Annotated in this window: 17 protein-coding genes; 6 read left to right on the top strand and 11 right to left on the bottom strand. The window is 57.7% G+C overall.

Going from position 1 to position 24,033, the window contains the following annotated elements; genetic code table 11:
* Nucleotides 1–5: 5 nt before the first annotated feature.
* The gene (locus tag LB462_RS19030; protein WP_224511219.1) at nt 6–995 is read left to right on the top strand and encodes an ABC transporter substrate-binding protein; all 990 of its coding nucleotides are present in this window, start codon (nt 6–8) and stop codon (nt 993–995) included.
* 57 nt (nt 996–1,052) lie between these two features.
* On the opposite strand, the gene ilvD is transcribed toward LB462_RS19030, so the two are convergent.
* The gene (gene ilvD, locus LB462_RS19025; protein ID WP_224511217.1) at nt 1,053–2,906 is read right to left on the bottom strand and encodes a dihydroxy-acid dehydratase; all 1,854 of its coding nucleotides are present in this window, start codon (nt 2,904–2,906) and stop codon (nt 1,053–1,055) included.
* 159 nt (nt 2,907–3,065) lie between these two features.
* Nucleotides 3,066–3,302 (bottom strand): Lrp/AsnC ligand binding domain-containing protein, encoded by a 237-nt coding sequence (locus LB462_RS19020; protein WP_112529695.1) that lies wholly within the window; start codon nt 3,300–3,302, stop codon nt 3,066–3,068.
* A 669-nt stretch (nt 3,303–3,971) separates the two neighbouring features.
* Here LB462_RS19020 and LB462_RS19015 point away from each other — a divergent pair.
* Both LB462_RS19015 and LB462_RS19010 read left to right on the top strand, forming a co-directional pair.
* Nucleotides 3,972–5,909 (top strand): autotransporter assembly complex protein TamA, encoded by a 1,938-nt coding sequence (locus LB462_RS19015; RefSeq protein ID WP_444358909.1) that lies wholly within the window; start codon nt 3,972–3,974, stop codon nt 5,907–5,909.
* A 35-nt stretch (nt 5,910–5,944) separates the two neighbouring features.
* A complete protein-coding gene (locus tag LB462_RS19010) occupies nt 5,945–10,528 on the top strand; it encodes a translocation/assembly module TamB domain-containing protein (protein WP_444358947.1) in 4,584 nt (1,527 codons plus the stop codon).
* A 59-nt stretch (nt 10,529–10,587) separates the two neighbouring features.
* Here the strand turns inward: LB462_RS19010 and LB462_RS19005 are convergent, their stop codons facing one another.
* From LB462_RS19005 to denD, 9 genes are all read right to left on the bottom strand, one after another.
* On the bottom strand, nt 10,588–11,427 hold the full coding sequence (locus tag LB462_RS19005; protein ID WP_224511213.1) for a fumarylacetoacetate hydrolase family protein: 840 nt from the start codon (nt 11,425–11,427) through the stop codon (nt 10,588–10,590).
* Between the two features lie 25 nt (nt 11,428–11,452).
* A complete protein-coding gene (locus LB462_RS19000) occupies nt 11,453–12,208 on the bottom strand; it encodes an SDR family NAD(P)-dependent oxidoreductase (protein WP_224511211.1) in 756 nt (251 codons plus the stop codon).
* A gap of 17 nt (nt 12,209–12,225) precedes the next feature.
* Nucleotides 12,226–14,028 (bottom strand): IlvD/Edd family dehydratase, encoded by a 1,803-nt coding sequence (locus LB462_RS18995; protein WP_224511209.1) that lies wholly within the window; start codon nt 14,026–14,028, stop codon nt 12,226–12,228.
* 23 nt (nt 14,029–14,051) lie between these two features.
* Nucleotides 14,052–14,951: a carbohydrate ABC transporter permease gene (locus LB462_RS18990; protein WP_224511207.1), complete on the bottom strand. Its 900-nt coding sequence runs from the start codon at nt 14,949–14,951 to the stop codon at nt 14,052–14,054.
* Nucleotides 14,952–14,965: 14 nt separating this feature from the next.
* Nucleotides 14,966–15,817, bottom strand: a complete 852-nt coding sequence (locus LB462_RS18985) for a carbohydrate ABC transporter permease (protein WP_370637233.1) — start codon at nt 15,815–15,817, stop codon at nt 14,966–14,968.
* 160 nt (nt 15,818–15,977) lie between these two features.
* Nucleotides 15,978–17,291: an ABC transporter substrate-binding protein gene (locus tag LB462_RS18980; RefSeq protein ID WP_224511205.1), complete on the bottom strand. Its 1,314-nt coding sequence runs from the start codon at nt 17,289–17,291 to the stop codon at nt 15,978–15,980.
* A 126-nt stretch (nt 17,292–17,417) separates the two neighbouring features.
* Nucleotides 17,418–18,482 carry an ABC transporter ATP-binding protein gene (locus LB462_RS18975; RefSeq protein ID WP_112529719.1) on the bottom strand — a complete coding sequence of 355 codons (1,065 nt, stop codon included), beginning with the start codon at nt 18,480–18,482 and terminating at the stop codon, nt 17,418–17,420.
* A 57-nt stretch (nt 18,483–18,539) separates the two neighbouring features.
* On the bottom strand, nt 18,540–19,310 hold the full coding sequence (locus tag LB462_RS18970) for an SDR family oxidoreductase (protein ID WP_224511203.1): 771 nt from the start codon (nt 19,308–19,310) through the stop codon (nt 18,540–18,542).
* Nucleotides 19,307–20,296, bottom strand: coding sequence for a D-erythronate dehydrogenase (denD, locus tag LB462_RS18965; RefSeq protein WP_224511201.1), 990 nt, complete (start codon nt 20,294–20,296; stop codon nt 19,307–19,309). Before denD ends, LB462_RS18970 begins: the two co-directional genes overlap by 4 nt.
* A 149-nt stretch (nt 20,297–20,445) precedes the next feature.
* On the opposite strand from denD, the gene LB462_RS18960 reads away from it, so the two are divergent.
* From LB462_RS18960 to glpD, 3 genes are all read left to right on the top strand, one after another.
* Nucleotides 20,446–21,471 carry a LacI family DNA-binding transcriptional regulator gene (locus LB462_RS18960; protein ID WP_112529728.1) on the top strand — a complete coding sequence of 342 codons (1,026 nt, stop codon included), beginning with the start codon at nt 20,446–20,448 and terminating at the stop codon, nt 21,469–21,471.
* A 95-nt stretch (nt 21,472–21,566) separates the two neighbouring features.
* Entirely contained in the window at nt 21,567–22,331 is a 765-nt protein-coding gene (locus tag LB462_RS18955; RefSeq protein ID WP_112529765.1) for a DeoR/GlpR family DNA-binding transcription regulator, read from the top strand.
* 146 nt (nt 22,332–22,477) lie between these two features.
* A complete protein-coding gene (gene glpD / locus LB462_RS18950) occupies nt 22,478–23,995 on the top strand; it encodes a glycerol-3-phosphate dehydrogenase (RefSeq protein ID WP_224511584.1) in 1,518 nt (505 codons plus the stop codon).
* The last annotated feature ends 38 nt before the right edge of the window (nt 23,996–24,033 follow it).

Raw genomic sequence — 24,033 nt, 5'->3', positions numbered from 1 at the left:
AAAACATGAAAAACAAAATCGCATTTTCGCTGGGGTTGGCCGCCATGACTTTGATGGCGGGTTCGGCGCTTGCCGCGGACAAGCTGGTACTCCAGCTGAAATGGGTCACGCAGGGCCAGTTTGCCGGTTATTATGTGGCAAAGGACAAAGGTTTCTATGAGGAAGCCGGGCTGGATGTGGAGATCAAACCGGGCGGGCCCGATGTTGCTCCTCCGCAGGTCATTGCGGGCGGTGGCGCCGATGTTGTGGTTGACTGGATGCCTTCGGCGCTGGCGACACGCGAAAAGGGCTTGCCGCTCGTCAACATCGCTCAACCGTTCAAACGCTCGGGTATGATGCTGACATGCCGCAAGGAGACCGGCATCACCAAACCGGAAGACTTCAAAGGCAAGACGCTCGGCGTGTGGTTCGGCGGCAATGAATATCCATTCCTGTCGTGGATGAACCATCTTGGACTCAAGACCGACGGCGGACCAGATGGCGTGACGGTTCTTAAGCAGGGCTTCAATGTCGATCCGCTGATCCAGAAGCAGGCCGATTGCATATCCACCATGACCTACAATGAATATTGGCAGGTCATCGACGCCGGGATCCCGGCCGATCAGCTCGTGACATTCAAGTATGAGGACGAGAAGGTGGCGACGCTGGAGGATGGTCTCTACGTCCTGCAGAAGAGCCTGGACGATCCGAAGATGGTCGAAAAGCTCGCGAAGTTCGTCAAGGCTTCGATGAAAGGCTGGGACTATGCGCGTGCCAATCCGGATGAGGCCGCGACCATCGTGCTCGACAATGACGCCAGTGGCGCACAGACGGAAAAGCACCAGAAACGCATGGTTGCCGAAATCAACAAGCTGACAGAAGGTTCCGATGGCGTCCTGGACGTGGCAGCAGCTGATCGCACAGTCGAGACATTGCTCGGCGGTGGTTCCGATCCGGTCATCACCAAAAAGCCAGAAGGTGCCTGGACGACGAAAATCACGGACGCTGCGAAGTAGTCGCTACCTTTTAACCCTCCCCCTTGTGGGGAGGGCCCAGAGCGTCACTCTATTCGTTTATTCCCAATGATCCGGGATCTGCCGGACAGCGCCACGTGCGGCACTCGTTGCCATGGCGCCATAGGCCCGCAACGCCGTGGTGATCTTGCGCTTGCGTTTTTCTTCCGGCTTCCAGGCGGCGGTGCCCTTGGCTTCCATATGAGCACGGCGGTCGGCGATGACAGCATCATCGACAGCAAGGTGAATCTTGCGGTTGGGGATGTCGATATCGATGATATCGCCCTCATGGACAAGCGCGATCAACCCGCCTTCGGCCGCTTCCGGCGAGACGTGACCGATAGAAAGGCCTGACGATCCGCCGGAAAAACGTCCGTCCGTGATAAGGGCACAGGCCTTGCCCAAGCCTTTCGATTTCAGATAACTGGTGGGATAGAGCATTTCCTGCATGCCAGGTCCGCCGCGTGGACCCTCGTAGCGGATCAGAACGATATCGCCGGGTTTGACGCCGCCATTCAGGATACCGAGGACTGCACTGTCCTGGCTTTCGAAAATGCGGGCGGGACCGGAGAATTTCAGGATCGACTCGTCGACGCCAGCGGTTTTGACGATACAGCCATCTTCCGCGAGATTGCCGTACAGCACGGCAAGACCGCCATCCTTGGAATAGGCGTGTTCCGCGTTACGGATTACACCCTTTTCACGGTCGAGATCGACATCGACGAAGCGGCGCTCCTGGCTGAAGGCGACCTGCGTCGGCACACCGCCAGGCGCCGCCATGAAGAAATCATGCACGGATTTGTTCTTGCTGCGAACGACATCCCAGCGATCGAGCGCCGCACCGAGATTGGCCGCATGCACCGAGTAAACCGATGTGTCGAGCAGCCCGGCGCGGTCGAGTTCACCCAGAATGCCCATGACACCACCGGCGTGATGGACGTCTTCCATGTGAACGTTGGCAACCGCGGGCGCTACCTTGCAAAGAACCGGAACGCGGCGGGACAGGCGGTCGATATCCGCCATGGTGAAATCGATCTCGCCTTCGTGCGCGGCCGCAAGCAGATGCAGCACAGTATTCGTTGACCCGCCCATGGCGATATCCAGCGTCATGGCGTTTTCGAATGCGGCAAACGACGCGATGGAGCGCGGCAGGGCAGTCTCGTCATCCTGTTCGTAATAGCGGCGCGCAAGATCCACGACGAGGTGACCGGCCTCGACGAAGAGACGACGCCGATCCGCATGGGTTGCGAGCGTCGAACCGTTGCCGGGCAATGAAAGGCCAAGCGCCTCGGTAAGGCAATTCATCGAATTTGCCGTGAACATGCCGGAGCAGGAGCCGCAGGTCGGACAGGCTGAGCGCTCGATTGCCTGGACCTCCTCATCGGAGATGCGGTCATCTGCGGCAGCAACCATGGCGTCGACCAGATCGAGCTTCTTTTCCTTGTCGTCCCAGATAACCTTGCCGGCTTCCATCGGTCCACCGGAAACGAACACGACCGGAATGTTCAGGCGCAGCGCTGCCATCAGCATTCCGGGGGTGATCTTGTCGCAATTGGAAATGCAGACCATCGCGTCCGCGCAGTGGGCATTTACCATATACTCGACGCTATCGGCGATGATCTCGCGGCTGGGGAGCGAATAGAGCATGCCGTCATGGCCCATGGCGATACCGTCATCGACAGCGATCGTATTGAATTCCTTGGCAACGCCGCCCGCACTTTCGATTTCGCGCGCGACGAGCTGGCCCAGATCTTTCAAATGAACATGGCCTGGAACGAACTGTGTGAAAGAGTTCACCACAGCAATAATCGGCTTGCCGAAATCCTCGTCCTTCATGCCGGTCGCGCGCCAGAGCCCGCGGGCACCTGCCATATTGCGGCCGTGTGTGGTTGTTCGTGAACGATAGGGCGGCATCTGCGTAATTCCTGATGTAAATTGCTGAGGAAGTATCTTTATAGAAAAACCACTTCCATGGCAAAAGAATGGAGGTTTGTTGCCCTGCGGGGCCGCTTTATTTTCCGATCATTACATAGGGAACGTCATTAGCGAATAAAACGGGACGTAATGTCTCGTTCAGAACGCTGTAAAGGTCATCGTCGTCAATGATCGGGCGATGCCGGCAATGTCGAGCACATTGTCGTTGATGAACTTGCCGATATCCTGATCCTCGGGAATATAGATTTTCATCAGCAAGTCGTAGTCGCCGCTGGTCGAATAAAGCTCCGAGACGATTTCGCGCTCGAAAAGTGCAGCAGCCACCTCATAGGTTTTGCCGGGAAAGCATTGCAGCTGCAGGAAGACGGGTTTCATAAAATTTCACTCCGGAGGTCAAGTCTGATCTCCATAGCCTAATTTGCTTGCGCGCGCAGCGCAATTGCGCGTGAATCAAGCGGCACATTACAGTGTCCTAACAAAACGTGATGCCTCTCGTGCCCCATACGGGGCGCTTTTGTGGCCGTACTGCCACAACCGGGTGCTTGCAAAACCCGCATTGGACCATTGCGGGTTGGCCTGCCTATCCCCCCATGTTATCGTTTTCTTAAGCTCGGGAGGCGAATTTTATCGATCGCAGGTAAGGTTTCTCCGTATCCGCGGCGTATGTGTGTGTCTGAGTTGGGGGTTTTACTGGTTGATGGACTTTAGAGCGGTTTACAGCCAGATTGAATCGTTCTGCCGGAGGAAATTCTGGACAAGGTCGAGCGATTCGGCAAGGCCGATGCCTTTCCATCGGACGACGCCGAAGCCCGACGGATTTGTCCAGAATTCACCCGGCCCACTGATCGAACCGCGTTTCTGCGAAACGCGGATAATTCGATCAGCGGGTTTAACAGCTTGTTGGTTTGCAAACGCAAACCAACGGCAGGGTTTCCGGCTGGCAGACACCCACTTTGTCAGGCAGCGTCGTCCGATGGAAACACATCGGACTTGCCATCTTCCGCGTGAATTGTCTCGCCATCCGAGAAACAGAACTGATCCAATATGGCTGTAAACCGCTCTATGCGCCCACAGGCCAGTTTGTTTGGTGCAGCCCTTTTGGCTTGTACGGCGCTCGTTTCGCCCGCCCATGCATTCGATCTTTTCGGCATTCATCTTTGGGGCGAAAAGAAGGATGCCGATGCTGATGCGGTGATCGCTGACCCGCACAAATACACTGTCGAGATTGCTTCGGACGAAGATAAAGACACCAAAAAGCTGGTCGAAGGGGCTTCCAGCCTCATCGCAGACGAGGACAAGCCTGCTTCGGGAGCTGCTGGGTTGCTGGCCAAGGCGCGTGGCGATTATCGCCGCATTCTCGGCGCGCTTTATGCGGAGGGCCGCTATGGCGGCACGATCAGCATCAAGGTCGACGGGCGGGAGGCGAGCGATATTCCGATTGACGCTGATTTGGCCAACCCGGCACCCGTGATGATTTCCGTCGATCCCGGACCGCAGTTCCTGTTCGCTACTGCCCGTGTCGAGAACATGGCTCCGCCCACACTCGACCGGAAGGACATGGTTGACCGGCCGGAAAAGCAGGGATTTGCGCCCGGCGATATCGCGAGGTCAACGGCGATCGTCAAGGCGGAACGGCTTGCCATCGATGCGTGGCGCGAGCAGGGCCACCCGAAAGCGAAGATCGTATCGCGCAACGTCCTTGCGGACCACGACAACAACAAGGTCGACGCAACGATCGACGTCGATCCTGATCGCCGCGCGGTCTTTGGTCCCGTTCAGGTGACGGGCACCGAGCGCATGGATCCCGAGTTCGTCGCCTTCATCACAGGTCTACAACCGGGCGTCGAGTACGACCCAGACGAAATCGAGCGGGCAAAGAAGCGCCTGTCGCGCCTCGAAGTGTTCCGTTCGGCCCGCATCGAAGAAGCTGATGCGATTACTGATAACGGTTTGTTGCCGATCACGGTCGCCGTTCAGGAGCAGAAGCTGCGGCGCTTCGGCCTCGGCGGATCATATTCGACGCTGGACGGTGCGGGTCTGGATGCCTATTGGCTTCACCGCAACCTGTTCGGACGTGCCGAACGCCTGCGGTTCGATGCCAAGATCGGTGGCATTGGCGCACAATCCTATAGTCCCGAGGATTATAATTACACGCTTGGCGTGACCTTCACCAAACCCGGTGTCTATACGCCCGATACAGATTTCTTTACGTCGCTGATTGGAAGGCGGGAAGTCTTGGATGCCTATACCCAGACTTCGATCACAGCCGAAGCAGGTTTTACGCAGATTTTCTCGGATGAACTGACCGGAAAGATAAGTGCAATTGTCTCCAAGTCTCGCTTCGACGATGACTTCTTCGGCAAACGGGACTTTTTGACCGCCGGTCTCCTCGGTGGTCTTACCTATGACAGCCGGGACAGCAAGGTCGATCCGTCACGGGGCTATTTCCTCGAGGGACTGATTTCGCCTTTCTATGAATTCGAGTACGGCAATTTCGCCACCAAATTCACGGCCGAAGGCCGCACCTATTACAGTTTCGATGCCGACAACCGCTTTATTCTCGCTGGACGCCTGAAGCTTGGTTCCATCGTTGGCGCCGAGGTTTCTGAATTGCCGCCGGACCAGCTGTTCTTTGCCGGTGGTGGTGGCTCGATCCGCGGCTATGCCTATCGCAACGTCGGTGTCAACGTGACCCGCGATGGCGAGACATTTGTCATCGGCGGTCGCTCGCTGGTCGAAAGCTCGGTCGAAGCGCGCATCCGCATGACAGATACGATCGGCGTCGTTGGCTTTGTCGATGCAGGCTATGTTGGCGAAGAGTCGTTTCCAGATTTCGCCGATCAGATGCGGCTCGGCGTCGGTGCTGGTCTGCGCTATAATACTGGCCTCGGTCCGATACGGCTCGATTTCGCGGTGCCGCTCGATCGAACGAACGACGATCCCGATTTTGCTTTCTACGTTGGCATAGGACAGGCGTTTTGACCCGGATTATCGCAGCTCTCTTTCTCCTGCTCTTTATGAGCCCAATCCTCGCGCCAGATGCGCAGGCTCAGGACTCTGCAAGCGCCGAAGCTGAGAAATCCTTCTTCCTGAGCTTCGTACAGAATCAGCTCTCCACGCCTAACCGGCAAATCGTCATTTCCGGTATTCAGGGTGTTCTCTCCTCCGAAGCCAGCATCGGCAGCATCACGGTTGCCGACCGGGAAGGCATCTGGCTGAGGGTCACCAATGCCAGGATCGTCTGGAGCCGGCTTGCATTGCTGCGCGGCCGGCTGGATATCAATACGCTCGCTGCCGATCGTATCGATATCCTGCGCAAGCCGTTGCCGGACGAGAGCTTGCCTTCTCCGGAGGCCAAGGGTTTCAGCCTGCCGGAACTGCCGCTGGCGGTGATCCTGCAGCAGTTGAACATTGGGCGCATCGCTTTTGGCGATGGTGTTTTTGGTCTCAAGTCCGAAATTTCCCTGGCAGGCAACCTGACGCTCGAAAGCGGGTCGCTGGATTCGAACTTGCAGGTGCAACGCCTTGATGGACCGGGTGGCGAATTCCGGATCAAGGCTGCTTATGCCAATCAAAGTCAGCAGCTCGATCTCGACTTGACCTTGAATGAGCCGCAAAACGGTATCGTTGCCAATCTTCTCAACATCGAAGGCAAACCGCCGGTTGCTCTTGCATTGAAAGGCTCCGGACCGCTCAGCGATCTCCTGTTGCAACTGACGCTCGATGCGGCAGGCAAGCGGGTGCTCACCGGCGATACGAAACTCGACCGTCAGAGTGACGGGCTCGGTTTCAAGACCAATCTCAACGGTGAAATCGCCGCGCTGATCCCGCCGATTTTTCGGGATTTCTTTGGCAATGAAACGACACTGATCGTCAACGGTGTGATGCGCGACGCCGGCGGCATCGCGCTGGACCGTTTGAACATCAAGAGCAATGCTCTCGTGCTCGACGCGAATGGTGAAACGACGAATGACGGCTTTCTGAAGCGCCTGAAGGTCGATGCGACAATCGCCGATCCGACCGGCAAGAAGGTGATTTTGCCTGTCAAAGGTGGGCAGACGACGGTCGACAAGGCAGTGCTGGCGGTTGGTTTCGGCACCAGTACCAACAATGATTGGTCGAGCACCGTCGAAGTGACCAACTTCACCACGGATAGCTTTGCCTCGAAATCCATCAATCTCGTTGCTAAAGGTCTCGCGGAGAACATCGACAATCCCACGGCGCGCTCGCTGACCTATGATGTGAATGGCGAAGTCGCCGGTATCACGGCCACGCGCGCCGACATCGCCGAAGCCTTGGGGGAACTGATCCAGCTTAAGATCAATGGCGACTGGAAAGCCGGAACGCCCGTCAATCTGAAGCAGGCATTGATTGCAGCAAACGGATTCAGCACGGCTCTGGCCGGGACCATCGACAAGTTTGCCTACCGGGGCGACATCTTCGTCAAGGCTTCGAGTCTCGCGCCGTTTTCGGCGCTGGCAGGGCGTGATCTCGCCGGGACGATCGATCTTAAGGCCAATGGCCTTGTCGAAGCGCTCACCGGGGCCTTTGATCTCATGCTCGATGGCCATGCCACCGGCATGAAGCTTGGTATAGACGCGGCGGACAAGGTGCTGGCGGGTGAAACGCGGATCACTGGCGGGGTGGCGCGAGGCGAAGCCGGGCTGAGCGCGAAGAATTTCCGGGTCGAAAATCCGCAAACGTTGGTAACGGCCAACGGAACTTTCGCGACGGGGGCCGCGAACTTCGATTTCGGCCTCGACCTCACCGATCTCGCGCTTCTTTCCGAGAAGGCAGGCGGAGCTTTGAAGGTCAAAGGCAGCGCGCGCGGCCAGGACAATATCATCGCCCTTGCGTTCAACGCCGGGGTTCCCGAAGGAACACTTTCCGGCCGCAAGCTGACGCAGGGCGATCTGACCTTCAACGGTACGCTCTATAAGGACATCGTCGATGGCAAGGTCTCGGGTCTTGCCTTCCTCGATGGCATCCGCGCCGACCTTGCGACGGAAATCGCGCTGCGTCAGGACGAAAAGCGGCTGACCGACATCTCCTTCATCGCAGGCGGAACGCGACTGCGTGGCGATGTTACGCAGTCGAAACAAGGGCTCTACAACGGCAATCTGACACTTGCCTCCAGCGATGTCTCGACGGCTGCCGCGCTGTTTCTCGTCGAGGCCACGGGCAAGGCTGATGCCACCATTGCCCTTTCGCATGACGACGAGAAACAGAACGTCGATATCAAGGGGCAGATCGACAATCTCAAGGCCAACGACATCGTCGTCGGCAAGGCAGCGATCGCATTGGCCGCGCAGGACATTTTCAAAGTTCCTTCCGCGAACGGCAGCGTGACTGCATCGGATGTTTCGGCCTCGGGCATCGTCGTCAACAACCTTGACGCTCAGGCAACGCAGGACGGGAAGACCACCAACTTCAGGCTCAATGCCGGATTGAACAATGGAGCACGGACTTCACTTCAGGGAGCCTTGCAGCCAACGGACAAGGGTTACCTGCTGTCGCTGGCAAATGCCGAGCTTACCCGCGGCGCGCTCGCTGCGCGGCTGGTCCAGCCCGCCGCCATCAATGTTGCCGGTAGCAATATGTCCTTTGGCAATATCGTGCTCGACGTTGGGCAGGGCAGGGTTACAGTCGGCGGCGAAGTGGCGGAAACGCTCAATCTTGCCGTTGCGATCCAAAGATTGCCGCTCGATATCGCCAACACCATCAAGCCTGACCTTGGACTTGGCGGCGAGATTAATGGCACAGCGAAGGTCGGGGGTACTAGGCAAAGACCCGACGTGAATTTCGATATGCAGGCGCGGAGTGTCACTGCCGCAGCGCTGAAAAAAGCCGGACTCGACGCGCTTAACCTGGATGCCAAAGGCACGTCGACCACGGACCAGCTCAATGTCGATGCGCATCTGACAGGGGCGGGTGGGCTGGATGCTTCAGCCAGAGGCTCCGTGCCCCTGGCACAGGGACAGCTCGGCGTCGATTTCGATCTGAAGAGCTTCCCGCTAACGGCGCTGAATGGCGTCGTCAAGAACCAGAACCTTGCAGGGGTTATTTCCGGCAGGGGCCGGGTCACCGGTACGTTGCAAAGACCCAATGCCGAGTTCGACCTGAAAGGCGCCGGACTGTCCGCCAGGCCGCTGCAGGAGGCGGGGCTTAGCCCGTTGCAGCTTGCGGCAGCGGGTCGTTTCGCAAACAATACGCTGACGCTTTCCTCGGCCAAAGTCGATGGCCCGCAAGGATTTACGGTTTCGGCAAGCGGCAATGTTCCGGTGTCCGGGTCCGGCCTCGGCATCAACGTCACGGGCAATATTCCCTTGTCGTTGGCCAACCGCTTCCTTGCGGATCGAGGCACTCAGGCCAGAGGAAACATCGACCTTACGGCATCCGTATCCGGCAGCTTCGCTCAGCCGCAGATCAGAGGCATGTTCTCTGCCAATGGTGCCGAGGTCGTCGATCCAGAAGCCAATCTACGCCTGCAGCGCATCACCCTGCTCGGCAGCATGGAGGGAACCACGGTCACCATCCGTACGTTCAATGCGAGCCTGTCGACCGGCGGCACCATCAGCGCAACCGGGACGATTTCGACCGATGCGGCTGCCAACTTTCCGGCCAACATCGATATCAAGCTGGACAGGGCGCGCTATGTGGATGGCACTCTGGTTGCGGCAACCGTGACCGGTGCACTTGCGGTCAAGGGTCCTCTCACGCGGGATCCCGTTATCTCCGGCAATATCAATATCGACCGGGCGGAAATTACCGTGCCTGAAAGCTTTGGCGGCTCTTCTGCCGTTATCGATGTCAAGCACAAGGATCCGTCAAAGGCGGTTGAGCAGACGTTGAAACGCGCCAGGGCTGATCAACCTCAGGTGGCAACGCCAACTGCACGTCCAAGCGTAGTGCGGCTCGATATTAACGTCACCGCGCCCAACAGGATTTTCATTCGGGGCCGCGGCCTCGATGCGGAAATCGGCGGTTCCGTGCGGATCACCGGTCCGGCGACGAACGTCCAGCCGGTCGGTGCATTCGATCTCATTCGCGGAAGGCTGGGCATACTTGGCCAGCGCATTACTTTCACCGAAGGCCAGGTAACTCTGGTTGGCGACCTTGATCCGGATATCAACTTCGTTGCGAGCACGCAGGGCTCCGATATCACTGTGAACGTCATGGTGAGAGGCCGCGTTTCGGACTTGCAAATCACCTTCTCGTCGCAGCCGGAATTGCCGCAGGATGAGGTCATGGCCCGGTTGATCTTCAACCGCTCGATCAGCGAACTGTCCGCATTCCAGGTCGCACGGCTCGCTGCGGCAGCGGCCGAGCTTGCCGGTGGTTCGAATTCATCATTGCTGGACAGTCTGCGCAAGAACACCGGGCTCGATGACCTCGATGTCGTTACTGACAGCAAAGGCAACGCCGGCGTGCGCGCCGGCCGCTATATCCGCGACAATGTCTATCTGGGCGTCGAGGCCGGCGCGGCGGGTTCCACCAAGGGCACCATCAATCTCGATATTACGCCGAACCTGAAAGCCAAGGGCGCTGTGGGAGCCAATGGCGATTCCGGCGCTGGGCTGTTCTTCGAAAAGGACTACTAGCTTGTACTACCCCCTCATCCGGCCATCGGTCGGATGAGGGGGTAGCTTGCTATCGTCAATTATCCCTGCACCACGTCCTGGCGCTGCTCGCCAAGTCCCTCGATGCCGAGCGTAATGACATCGCCTTCCTTGAGGAACACATTGGGCTTTTGCCCGAGGCCGACACCGGGAGGCGTACCTGTCGAGATGATATCGCCTGGATGCAGGCTCATGAATTGCGACAGGTATGACACGAGATACTTGACGCCGTAGACCATCGTTGCCGATGTGCCGTTCTGGTAGCGATGACCATTGACATCGAGCCACATTTTCAGGTTCTGCGGATCTTCGATCTCGTCCTTTGTCACCAGCCATGGGCCGGTCGGGCCGAACGTGTCGGCGCTTTTACCCTTGGTCCACTGGCCCTGGCGCTCGGCCTGGAAAGCACGCTCCGATACGTCATTGATCAGGCAATAGCCGGCAACATGGTCCATCGCTTCATCTTCGTCGACATACTTTGCGTGCTTGCCGATGACAACGCCGAGTTCAACTTCCCAATCGGTCTTGAGCGAGCCACGCGGGATTTCAACGTTGTCGTTAGGCCCAACGATCGCTGAAGTCGCCTTCATGAAGATGATAGGCTCCGGTGGCACCGTTGCCCCCGTCTCGGCGGCATGGTCGGAATAGTTGAGGCCGATGCAGATGAATTTGCCGGTGCCAGCCACGCAGGGACCATAGCGGTCTACGTTGACGACGGGCAGGCTTGCCGGATCGATAGCCGCAAGCTTCTTTAGGCCGTCGGGAGAAATTGCATCGCCTGCGATGTCTTTGACGTGGGCGGAGAGATCACGCACCTTGCCATCCTTGTCGACAAGACCGGGCTTTTCCTGACCAACAGGACCATAGCGCAAGAGTTTCATGGGATAACCTTTCTAGCTGGGAGAATCAGTATGTGGCACGGCCACCGGAAATATCGAAGACGGCACCGGTCGTGAACGAGCATTCCTCGCTGGCGATCCAAGTGATCAACGATGCCAGCTCTTCGACCTTGCCGAAGCGCTGCATGGGAATTTTCGAGAGCATATAGTCGATGAATTCGGGCTTTAGCTGCTCGAGGATGGGTGTATCCACCGTGGCAGGGGTAATCGCATTGACAGTGATGCCATCGCTGACAAGCTCCTTGCCGAGTGATTTTGTCAGGCCGATGACCGCCGCTTTCGATGCGCTATAGGCCGAGGCGTTGGGGTTACCTTCCTTGCCTGCGATGGAAGCGACATTGACGATCCGGCCGTAGCCGTTCTTCTGCATGATGGGCACGACAAAGCGGTTGCAGAAGAAAAGCCCGTGGATGTTGATGTCGAAGACGCGCTTCCACTGATCGATTGGATAATCGGCAACTTTGGCGTTCGGGCCGGTGATGCCGGCAGAGCAAACCAGAATGTCGATCTTGCCGTGCTTCTCCGCTGTTTCCTTTGCAGCCCTCTCCACCTGATCCGGATCGGAGACATCAAGCCTTACACCGTGCGTTGACGACGATCCAAGTACAGCACGCGCCTCATCGATCTTGGCAGCATCGACATCCCAGAGCGAAACCGTGCCACCTTCCGACACAATTCGCTCAGCGGTTTTGAAGCCGATGCCGGAAGCGCCACCGGAAATGACCGCGTGCCGCCCCTCGTAGCGCCTGATCGAATTCGCCATATTTCCTGCTCTCCAGGTCAGTGATTATCGCGGGGCAGACCCTTGGTCTGGGCGACGCGCTGATACTTCACGGCTGGCTTCAGCACCATGCCCTCATCGAGCTGGCCGACCATACTGCGCTGGATTTCCTGCCACGGCGTCTGGCTTGCCGGATATTTGTAACCGCCCGCCGCGATCAGATCGTCCTTGCGCTTTTGCAACTCCTCGTCGTCGATCAGAATATTGGCCGTGCCCTTGTTCAGATCGATGCGCAGATGATCGCCGGAGCGTACCAGAGCCAAGCCGCCATTCACCGCCGCTTCTGGTGAAGCGTTGAGGATGGAAGGTGAGCCGGACGTTCCGGACTGACGTCCGTCACCGAGGCAGGGCAGTGCATGGATCCCCTTCTTCAGAAGATAAGCCGGCGGTTGCATGTTCACGACTTCCGCTGCGCCCGGATAACCGATCGGCCCGGTGCCACGCATGATCAGGATGCTGTTCTCGTTAAGAGCAAGCTTCGGATCGTCGATGCGATGATGATAATCCTCTGGTCCGTCGAATACTTCGGCAATGCCTTCGAAGGCTTCCGGATCGTCCGGGTTGGACAGATAGCGCTCGCGGAACTCTTCGGAAATCACGCTGGTCTTCATGATGGCGCTATCGAAGAGGTTGCCCTTCAAATTGATAAACCCGGCCTTCATTTTCAGCGGCGCATCATAGGTCTTGATGACGTCCGTGTTGAGATTTTCGGCATTTTCGCAGTTTGTGCCGATGCTCTGGCCATTGACGGTCAGTGCGCCTGGATGTGGCAGCTTGCGGGCTTTCATCAACTCCGCGACGACGGCGGGAACGCCGCCCGCCCGGTGGTAATCTTCGCCGAGATATTCGCCTGCGGGCTGCAGGTTGACCAGCAGCGGCACATCATGGCCGATAGCCTGCCAGTCGTCGTTGTCGAGGGGAATGTCGAGGTGGCGGGCGATGGCGTTCAGATGGATCGGCGCATTTGTCGAGCCTCCGATCGCCGAATTGATAACGATGGCGTTTTCGAAAGCCGCGCGGGTCATGATATCCGACGGCTTCAAATCTTCCCAAACCATATCCACGATGCGCTTGCCGGTATCATAGGCAATCTGTCCGCGTTCACGATAAGGCGCCGGGATCGCAGCGCCGCCAGGCAATTCCATGCCAAGCGCTTCGGCCAGTGAATTCATCGTGGTCGCGGTGCCCATCGTGTTGCAATAGCCGACCGACGGAGCCGACGACGCGACGATGTCCATGAACTGGTCATAGTTGATTTCGCCTGAGGTCAGCTTCTCGCGTGACTTCCAGACGATCGTGCCGGACCCGGTGCGTTCGCCGCGATGCCAGCCGTTCAGCATTGGTCCGACAGAAAGCGCGATCGCAGGGATATTGACGGTAGCAGCGCCCATCAGCATGGCCGGGGTGGTCTTGTCGCAGCCGATCGTCAGAACGACGCCGTCCAGCGGATAGCCGAACAGGACTTCAACGAGACCAAGATAGGCAAGGTTGCGGTCCAGCGCAGCGCCCGGGCGCTTGCCGGTTTCCTGGATCGGATGCACCGGAAACTCGAAAGGAATTCCGCCAGCCGCAATGATGCCATCACGCACGCGTTTGGCCAGCTCGATATGATGGCGGTTGCACGGCGATAGATCGGAGCCGGTCTGCGCGATGCCGATGATGGGCTTGCCCGATTGCAGCTCGGCGCGGGTCAGGCCGTAGTTCAGGTAGCGCTCCAGATAGAGCGCCGTCATCCCCGGATTGTCAGGATTGTCAAACCACTCCTGCGAGCGAAGTTTTTTCGGGGTGTGGGAAGTCGTCATTGCAAGGAGCTCCTGGGTGTCCGCTATTCCTTGACCGCGCCGGTCATGGAAGAAACGTAATAGTCGACAAAGAATGAGTAGAGAATGACGACCGGCAGCGATCCGAAAAGTGCGCCTGCCATCAGTGAGCCCCACTCGAAAACATCGCCTCGCACCAGTTCCGTCAGGACGCCGACCGGGACAGTCTTGTTTTCCGAGGATTGGATGAAGGTCAGCGCATAGATGAACTCATTCCACGACAAAGTGAAGGCAAAAATACCGGCCGATATCAATCCCGGTACCGCCAGCGGCAATATGACCCTGATGAGGATCTGCCAACGCGACGCGCCATCCACCAGTGCGCTTTCCTCAAGCTCGAACGGGATCGAACGGAAGTAGCCCATCAGCAGCCAGGTGCAGAAAGGGATAAGGAAGGTCGGGTAGGTGAAGATCAACGCGAGCTTGGTGTCGTAGATGCCAAACTTGAAGACGATGACAGCAAGCGGAATAAACAGGATCGACGGCGGCACCAGATAGGCGAGGAAGATCAAAAGGCCGACAGGGCGCGATCCGGAGAACCGCACTCGCTCGATAGCATAGGCCGCAAAAACGGATGCCGCCAGAGATAGCGCTGTGGCGCACACCGCAACGACCAGTGTGTTCCACAACCAGCCTGGATAGGATGTCTCGAACAGCAGGTATTTGATGTGGTCGAGCGTCGGCTTCACGACCCAGAAGGGACTGAAGTTGTTGTAGTCGGTCAGCTGCGAGTTTGGCTTCACCGCCGTGATCGCCATCCAGTAGAATGGGAATATCAGCACGAAGACAAAGACTGCAAGCGGCAGATACAGGACGACGATCCGCCGCGGCAGCCGATTGAGATAGCTCATGCCCTGCGCGTCGTCGGTGAGAACATGCGGGTTGGTCTGTTCGGTAATGCTCATGTTCGTTTCCTCCCTCAATCCTGTCCGCCTTGTTGCCATTTGCGGCGCTGCAGGCCGAAAAATGAGAACAGGATCGATGCAAGCAGGAACGGGATCATGGCAACGGCAATCGCCGCACCTTCGCCAAGTTGACCGCCGGGTATGCCCCGCTGGAACGAGAGCGTCGCCATCAGGTGCGTGGCGTTGACCGGCCCGCCCTTGGTCAGGACGTAGATAAGCTGAAAGTCAGTGAAGGTGAACAGCACCGAGAATGTCATCACCACCGCAATGATCGGCGTCAGCATGGGCAGCGTGATGAAGCGGAAACGCTGCCATCCGGTCGCCCCGTCAAGGGACGCTGCCTCATGCAGCGATTGCGGAATGGTCTGAAGCCCGGCGAGCAGCGAAATCGCGACGAAGGGGATACCGCGCCAGACATTGGCTGCGATCACAGAAGCGCGTGCGTTGTTGGGATCACCAAGAAAATTGATTGGGCTATGGATCCAGCCGAGTTTCATCAACGACCAGGAAATGATCGAGAACTGCGCATCGTAGATCCACCAAAACGCGAGGGCCGAAAGGACGGTCGGAACCACCCACGGCAAAAGAATAATGGCGCGGAAGAACGACTTGAATGGCAGATGTTCGTTGAGAATCAATGCCAGCCAGAGACCGAAGCCGAACTTGAGGATCGAGGCGATGAGCGTGTAGAAAATCGTATTGTACACCGCCATCCAGAAGACTGAATCGCGGGCGAGCGCCTCATAGTTTTCGAGCCCGATGAAGATGCCATCCCTGCCTATTGTCGTGTCGGTAAAGCCGAGCCAGACGCCGAGGCCGAGCGGATAGGTCAAGAAGCACAGGAGAAAGACGGCGGCCGGCAGCATGAAAAACAAGCCGACGGCGGTGTTGCTCCGGGCGATATTTCCGAAGGCCAAGGGCTGCTTCGCAGTTGTCGTCATTGTCATCGGATATCTCCGGTTGCCAAATTAACTTAATGAGTTGGCTTCCGCTGCCTTTCGGGACAGCGGAAGCCAGTCTTGTTGCCTAGACCTTGTAGTAACGGTTCGCCCGCTTCTCGGCCTGGGCGATGGCGTCTTCTGGCGTCATCTGGCCGGTAACGGCGGTCGCGTACATATCGACCAGCACATAGTCGGCCATCGTTCCCGCCGAGGCTGCGCCGAGCGGTCCGGCATAGCCGTTCGGCCGCAGGGTTCCGGAAGCCTTGGCATAGGCGGCATGGATCGGATTGGAAGTCCACACCGGATTGGCGGCGAACTCCTTCAATGGCTGGCAGCAATAGGCGCTGGCACCCTCGATCCAGGCGTTCATGTTGTCGGCCTGATACATGAACTGCAGGTAGGCTTTCGCGGCCTCCGGATATTTGGTGTGCTTGAAGATCGAAATCGTCGATGTCTGGTGCAACTCGACCGATTGACCAACGGGCCCGATCGGCAGGTTGGTCGAGCGCATGTCGTCTGCGATAGCCTTCATTGCGGGATCCTTCACGGCGGCGTAGTAGACCGACACGCCGTTGGCCGTCAGTGATACCTGACCGGCCAGGAATGCGCGATTGTTGTTGACGTCCTGCCAGCTTTCCGTACCCGGAATGAAGGTCTTGTAGAGCTCCTGCGCATATTTGACAGATGCCAGCGTCTCGGGGCTGTTGATAACGACCTTGCCGCTCTCATCGACCATCTTGCCGCCATGGCTCCAAAGCAGCCAATGGGCATAGTTGTTGCCGTCGCCGACCGCCTTGCCATGCGGGAAGCCCGCCGGCGTCCCCTTAGCCTGCATGGCCTTGCAAAGTTCGAGGAAACCAGCCGTATCTTTCGGGAATTCGCTGAAACCAGCAGCCTTCATGTGGCTATCGCGATAGACGACCGCGTTACCGATGGCGCAAAGTGGCAGTGCGATGAACTTGCCGTCGCGCTTGGCATAGCCTTCGAGGCCTGGATACCAGCCGCCATGTGCTCCGCCGAGATATTCGCCAAGCTCGGTCACATCGACCAGCTTGTCCGGATATTGCTGCGGATCATCGAACCAGCTCATGACCATGTCCGGGCCCGAGCCGACATTGGCCGCAACGGCAGCCTTCGGGCGAACGTCTTCCCAGCTCTCCTTGTCGATGCGCACCTGAACGCCGGTAGCGTCGGTGAACTTCTTGGTGTTGGCAAGCCATGCGGCTTCTTCAGCGGGAACGAACGGCACCCAGCGCAGGAGGCGAAGGGTCGCGCCCTCTTCCGGTTTATAGGCGGGCGCCGATTGCGCGAAGGCCGGTGTGAGACCGAACCGGTTCAGTCCGGCTGCGGCCACGAGCCCGGCAGATGCGCCGAGTAGATGTCTTCTGTTGATGGTCATTGATGCTCCTCCATTTAACGACCGGATAAACTAGAAAGGCTTGTTCAAAATGCTCCCGCATTCCGGGCCTGCTTGCGGGGAATTGTATCCGGCATCTGCACCCCGACTGGCAGATGCCGTTAAGCTTCAGGCCAAGCGCTTGCCCGTCTCTGCATCGAACAGATATGTCGCCTCCGCGTGGATCGACAGGCCGACAGTTTCGCCGGGTTTCGCGCTGATACGCTGATGGAAAACACCGGTGATGAGATCACCGCCAACGCGCATGATCATCTGGGTTTCCGACCCGGTTGGCTCGATGACCACCACTTCGGCGGGGATACCACCATCTGCAATTGTCATGTGTTCGGGGCGTAGACCATAGATCAATGTGCGGCCCTTGGCGCTTTCCGGTGCTTTCACTACAGGCAATACGACACCGTTCTCTGTTGTGAATTTCAGCCCATCATTCGGATCAAGCTTACCCTTGATCATATTCATCGCCGGCGAGCCGATGAAGCTTGCCACGAAGAGATTGGCTGGCTGGTCATAAAGCTCGAGCGGTGCGCCGATCTGTTCGACCAGGCCGTCATGCATCACCACGATCTTGTCGGCCATGGTCATGGCTTCGATCTGGTCATGCGTGACATAGACGGTGGTTGTTTTCAGGCGCTGGTGCAATTCCTTGATTTCCGCGCGCATGGCGACGCGCAGCTTGGCATCAAGGTTGGATAGCGGCTCATCGAACAGGAAGACCTGCGGGTCGCGCACGATAGCGCGGCCCATGGCAACGCGCTGGCGCTGACCGCCGGAGAGCTGGCGTGGAAAGCGGTCGAGCAATGGCGATAGGCCGAGGATCTCTGCTGCGGGCTTCACACGCTTGTCGACCTCCGACTTTGGCGCACCCTTCAGCTTCAGGGAAAATGCCATATTGTCGGCGACGGTCATGTGCGGATACAGCGCATAATTCTGAAACACCATGGCAATATCACGCTCTTTCGGCGCGAGGTTGTTGACCACCTTTCCGCCGATCTTGATCTCGCCCGCAGAGATGTTCTCAAGCCCCGCCAGCATGCGCAGCAATGTGGACTTGCCGCAGCCGGAAGGCCCGACGAGAATGACGAATTCGCCATCGGCGATCTCGATATCGACACCCTTGATAACCGGGTGTGTTCCGAATGATTTTCGTACATTGGCGAATTCAACCGATGCCATGCCTTCTCCTCCAAAATTTCTGTGAGACAACGTTTTTCAATCGCTGTCGAAATATTTTTAGCCGCGTCCGACGAGCGGCATCTTCGTTGCCATGATCGTCATCGTCAGGACATTGGCCTCCAACGGCAAGCTTGCCATATGCACCACCGCATCGCCGATATAATGCGCCGGTATGGTTGGCTCGCTGGCGGTCTCGCCATTGGCTTGTAACACGCCGGTTGCCATCTTCGATGTCATCTCGGTTGTGGCATTGCCGATATCGATCTGACCGCAGGCAATGTCGAATGGTCTGCCGTCCAGCGCTGTCGACTTGGTCAGGCCGGTAACGGCATGTTTCGTTGCCGTATAGGGTGCGGAATTCGGCCGCGGCGTTTGTGCCGAAATCGAGCCATTGTTGATGATGCGTCCACCACGTGGTGTTTGCGCTTTCATCAATTTCATCGCCTGCTGAGTGCACAGGAATACGCCGGTGAGATTGGCGCCGACAATCGAATTCCAGTGATCGAAGGTGAGTTCCTCCATCGGGATATTCGGAACATTGACCCCTGCATTGTTGATGAGCAGGTCGAGCCGCCCGAACTCGGATTTGATTGCTTCAAAAAGCGCCGCGACCGATTTCGAATCGCTGACATCCGCTGATATCGCCCTTACGGCGCCACCTGTTTCGGCCCCCAATGCCTTGGCGGCATCCTCCAGTACATCCTTGCGGCGACCGGAAATCACAACCGTATAACCCGCGCCAAGCAGCGCCGTGGTAATAGCCTTGCCCACGCCGGTGCCGCCGCCGGTAACCAGCGCGATCTTCTTGCCTGAATCCTCTTTACTCATGCCGCAAGGTTCCCGCCAAGTTCGTCTTCAATATGTGCCTTGATGATATCATCAAAGACAGTTTCTGCCTTGAAGCCGAGCTTCGTCGCACGCGTCGTGTCGAAATCCGTCGCCCATCCGGAGACGATTTTCTGAATTGTTGCATCGGGTTCGCGGCGGATCAGCTTGACCGCCTTGTCACCGGCCACGCGGCGCAGCGCGGCGATTTCCTCCCCGACGAGCGCCGAGAGCCCCGGCATCGAAAGATTGCGGCGTGCACCGACCTTGTCGAGATCGAGCGTGGCGGCGTGGATGAAGAACCCGACGGCAGCGCGCGGGCTGGCAAACCAGTGGCGTACATTCTCATCGACCGGGAGTATCGCCTCCTGGCCTGCCAAAGGTTCGCGCAGAATATTGGAAAAGAACCCTGACGCCGCCTTGTTGGGCTTGCCTGGACGAATGCAGATAGTCGGCAAACGAATGCCGATCCCGTCGAAGAAACCGCGGCGGCTGTAGTCCGACAGAAGCAGTTCGGAAATCGCCTTCTGCGTGCCGTAGCTAGTCAGTGGGGTTGTGAAAAACTCGTCGCCGATCTTCTCCGGAAACGGAGTTCCGAACACGGCGATCGATGAGGCAAATACCACGCGGGGCTTGTAGGGGGCATTTCGGCTTTCCAGCCGGATCGCCTCGAACAGCGCGCGCGTGCCGTCGAGATTGACTTTGTAGCCTTTTTCGAAGTCCGCTTCCGCTTCACCGGAGACGATGGCGGCGAGATGGAAGATCATGTCAGGACGGCTTGCGATCAGTGATTCCGCCACGCCAGTGTCCGAGAGGTCTGCCGCCTTGGTCACGGAAATGGCGGCAAAGGGTTCGGGCGCGGCGGGTTCGATGACATCGACCAGTGTCAGCCTGTCGATGTTTCCACCCAGGGAGCCGGGCTCTGCAGCGATCCTGTCGAGCAATTTGCGGCCAACCATTCCGGCTGCACCGATCACCAAAACATGCATAAGAAGAAGTCCTCCCTGCAAGCCCCTCCCGGGCTCGTCGCACTAATATATAAGAACGTGGTGCAAAGTTATGCACACTGACTAGCATTCATCAAGCGTTTTATGGTAGCGCTGTCATAAATCTTGTCAATCGCACTGGATTGGTGCCAATGCCGCGCAAACGCAACGCTCACCGAAGTCCCGATATGCCGACTCTTGCCGATGTTGCGCGGCTTGCCGGCGTGAGCGAAATCACGGCGTCACGCGTTGTCCGTGTTCAAGGCCCTATCGCCGATTCAACCAGAGCACGTGTACTGACGGCAATCGCCGAGCTTGGTTATATTCCGAACCGTGCTGCTGGCAGCCTTGCTTCTGCGGGATCGACTTTGATGAGCGTGCTGCTGCCATCGCTCTCCAACATCGTCTTTCCCGATGTGCTGCGCGGCATCCACACGGCGCTCACCGAAACGGCGTTCCAGCCGGTGATCGGTGTCACGGACTACGATCCGCTGATCGAAGAACGGATTCTCGTCTCCTTTCTTGCATGGCAGCCGGCAGCAGTGATTCTCGCCGGCCTGCATCACACGCCGACCGCGCGTCGGCATCTCGAGCATGGCCGCTTCCGGGTCGCTGAGTTGATGGACATCGATGGAGAGCCTGTAGACATTGCGGTTGGCATGTCGCATCGCCAGGCTGGCTATGAAACGGGAAAACATCTCATCCAGCGCGGCTATCGCCGCTTCGGCTATGCCAGGCACAATGTAACGACAGACGATCGCGCCAGTGCCCGTTATGAAGGGCTTTGCTCGGCATTGCAGGAGGCTGGCCTGTCTCTGGTTGCAGAGCATTGCTATCCCGACGCGAGTTCGACCAAGGCAGGGCGCGACGCGCTGGCGATACTTCTTGCTGCCCATCCCGACCTGGACGTTGTCGTATTCCCGAATGACGATATGGCGATGGGCGGCATTTTTCACTGCATGCATGCGGGAATCGCCGTGAAGGAGAAGCTCGGTATATTTGGGTTCAATGGACTCGATATCGGCCAGGCCATGCCCATGCCTCTGTCTACGATCCTGTCGAAGCGCTTTCTGATTGGAAAAACCGCAGCCGAAAAATTGCTTGAAAGCCGCGAGCGGCCCGCCGAAAAGACCATCATTAATACAGGGTTCGACATCATCGAAGGCGCAACGGCATAGGGAAATGAGCCGGGTTCGTTTACCCATAGATTGACATAAGCTTTCATTTTCGTTTTCGTATAGACTGCAGAAAAACGAAAATGAAAGCGCAAGCCATGTTTCTCGCTCCCAGGCACGCCGAAATTCTGGAAATGGCCAAGGAGCACGGACGTGTTCTCGTGGACGATCTCGCCGTTCATTTCAATGTCACGCCGCAAACCATTCGCAAGGATCTCAACGACCTGTGTGACCAGCGCCTGCTCAACCGTATCCACGGCGGCGCGCTGTTTCCCTCTGGCGTGCAGAATTTGGAATATGAGGCGCGGCGTTTGATTGCTGCGAGCGAAAAGGAAGCGATTGGCCGCGCCGCGGCCGACCTTATCCCCGACAATGCCTCCTTATTTGTCAACATCGGCACCACCACGGAAGCGGTAGGCCAAGCCCTGCTCGATCGCAAGGGCCTGATGATAATCACGAATAATATCAATGTTGCCAATAAGTTACGTATTTACCCCGACATTGAGGTGGTTATCGCAGGCGGTGTCGTGCGGGGGTCCGATGGCGGTATCGTTGGCGAAGCGGCGGTCGATTTTATCCGTCAGTTCAAGGTGGATTTCGCCGTCATCGGGACGTCCGCCATCGACAGCGACGGCGCGCTGCTTGATTTCGATTTTCGCGAGGTCAAGGTGGCGCAAGCAATCATGGCCAATGCGCGCCATGTGATCCTCGTCTCCGATTCAACCAAATTCGAGCGCACAGCGCCGGTTCGCATCGGCCATCTTTCGCAGGTCCACACCTTCATCACCGATCGCTGCGAGAGTGAGGCAATCCGCCAGATTTGCGTCGATGCGGATGTACGGCTCATCGAAACTTCGATTTGACAATGCTCTTGTGCGGCGCAGCCATGCGCGGTATAGTTCCTTTTAGTTTCGTATTGGTTTCGTAATGCTTCCGTATATCTTTCGCAAGTGCGAAGAAATGGTGCGTTGCGAAATGGGGAGCGCAGGGATTGTCCAATCTGGTCGACATGGTCTACGACATTTTTGTCATCGGCGGCGGCATCAATGGATGCGGCATTGCGCGTGATGCTGTCGGCCGTGGTTTTTCGGTCTTCCTCGCGGAAATGAGCGATCTTGCTAGTGGTACGTCCTCCGGTTCGACCAAGCTCATCCATGGCGGTTTACGCTATCTCGAATATTACGAATTCCGGTTGGTGCGCGAATCGCTGATGGAGCGCGAAGTACTCTGGGCCAGCGCGCCGCATATTATCTGGCCGCTGCGTTTTGTTCTTCCGCACCATGCTGGCTTACGTCCAGCCTGGCTCTTGCGGCTCGGACTTTTCCTTTACGATCACATTGGCGGGCGCAAGAAGCTTCCAGCCACACGCACCCTGGACATGACGCGCGATCCGGCAGCCAAGCCGCTGAAGTCGCTCTATACCAAGGCCTTCGAATATTCCGACTGCTGGGTCAACGATGCGCGGCTGGTTGCGCTCAATGCCCGCGACGCGGCTGATCGCGGCGCGGTCATTCGCACACGCACGAAAGTTGTCAGTGCCCGCCGCGATGCGGATCACTGGACACTGACGCTGCAGGACGGGTTGACCGGCGCGACGGAAGAAGTCCGCTCACGTCTTCTGGTCAATGCCGCCGGTCCATGGGTCGATGAGGTATTGACCGGTGTCGTCGGCAGCAATAATGCGCACAACGTTCGTCTCGTGCAGGGCAGCCATATCGTCGTGAAGAAAAAGTTCGATGATCCGCGCGCCTACTTTTTCCAGAATACCGATGGCCGCATCATTTTCGCCATTCCTTATGAGCAGGATTTCACCCTCATCGGCACCACCGACCAGGACTATCACGGCAATCCGGCCGAGGTGAAAATCAGCGATGCCGAAATAGATTATCTCTGCGCTGCCGCCAGCGAATATTTCGTCGAGCCAGTGAAGCGCGACCAGGTCGTCTGGACGTATTCGGGCGTGCGTCCGCTCTACGATGACGGTGCCTCGAAGGCGCAGGAGGCCACGCGCGACTATGTGTTGAAGACCGACGCGCCGGAAGGCCAGGCTCCACTGCTCAATATATTCGGCGGCAAGATCACCACCTTCAGGCGCTTGTCCGAGCATATGCTGGAAAAGATCGAAGACCAGCTTGGCAAGCGCGGCAAGCCTTGGACGGCGGCCGGAACGCTACCGGGCGGCGACTTTGCAGCCACCGCTTTTGATGCGGAGCTGCAGAAGCTCAAAGCCGATTATCCATTTCTCGACCCACGCCATGCGCATCGCCTGTTCCGGCTCTACGGTACGAAGGCACGTACACTGCTTGGCAAGGCCACTTCTGTCGCCGATCTTGGCAGGCACTTCGGCTCTGACCTTTATGAAGCTGAGGTGCGCTATCAGATCGAGCATGAATGGGCGGTGACGGCTCAAGATGTATTGTGGCGTCGGACAAAAAAGGGTTTGCATTTGAGCGCCGATGAGGCTGCTGCGCTCGACCGGTTTATGGAAAATGCTGTCGATAGGCGACGCCAGATAGCGGCGGAATAGAATTGAATGACACGGTGCGGACAGGTCTGCACCGTCTC

The sequence above is a fragment of the Phyllobacterium chamaecytisi genome, assembly GCF_020164455.1.
GTDB lineage: Bacteria > Pseudomonadota > Alphaproteobacteria > Rhizobiales > Rhizobiaceae > Phyllobacterium > Phyllobacterium chamaecytisi.
The sequence above is the reverse complement of the archived record's forward strand: the minus strand, read 5'-3'. Positions and strand labels throughout refer to the sequence as shown.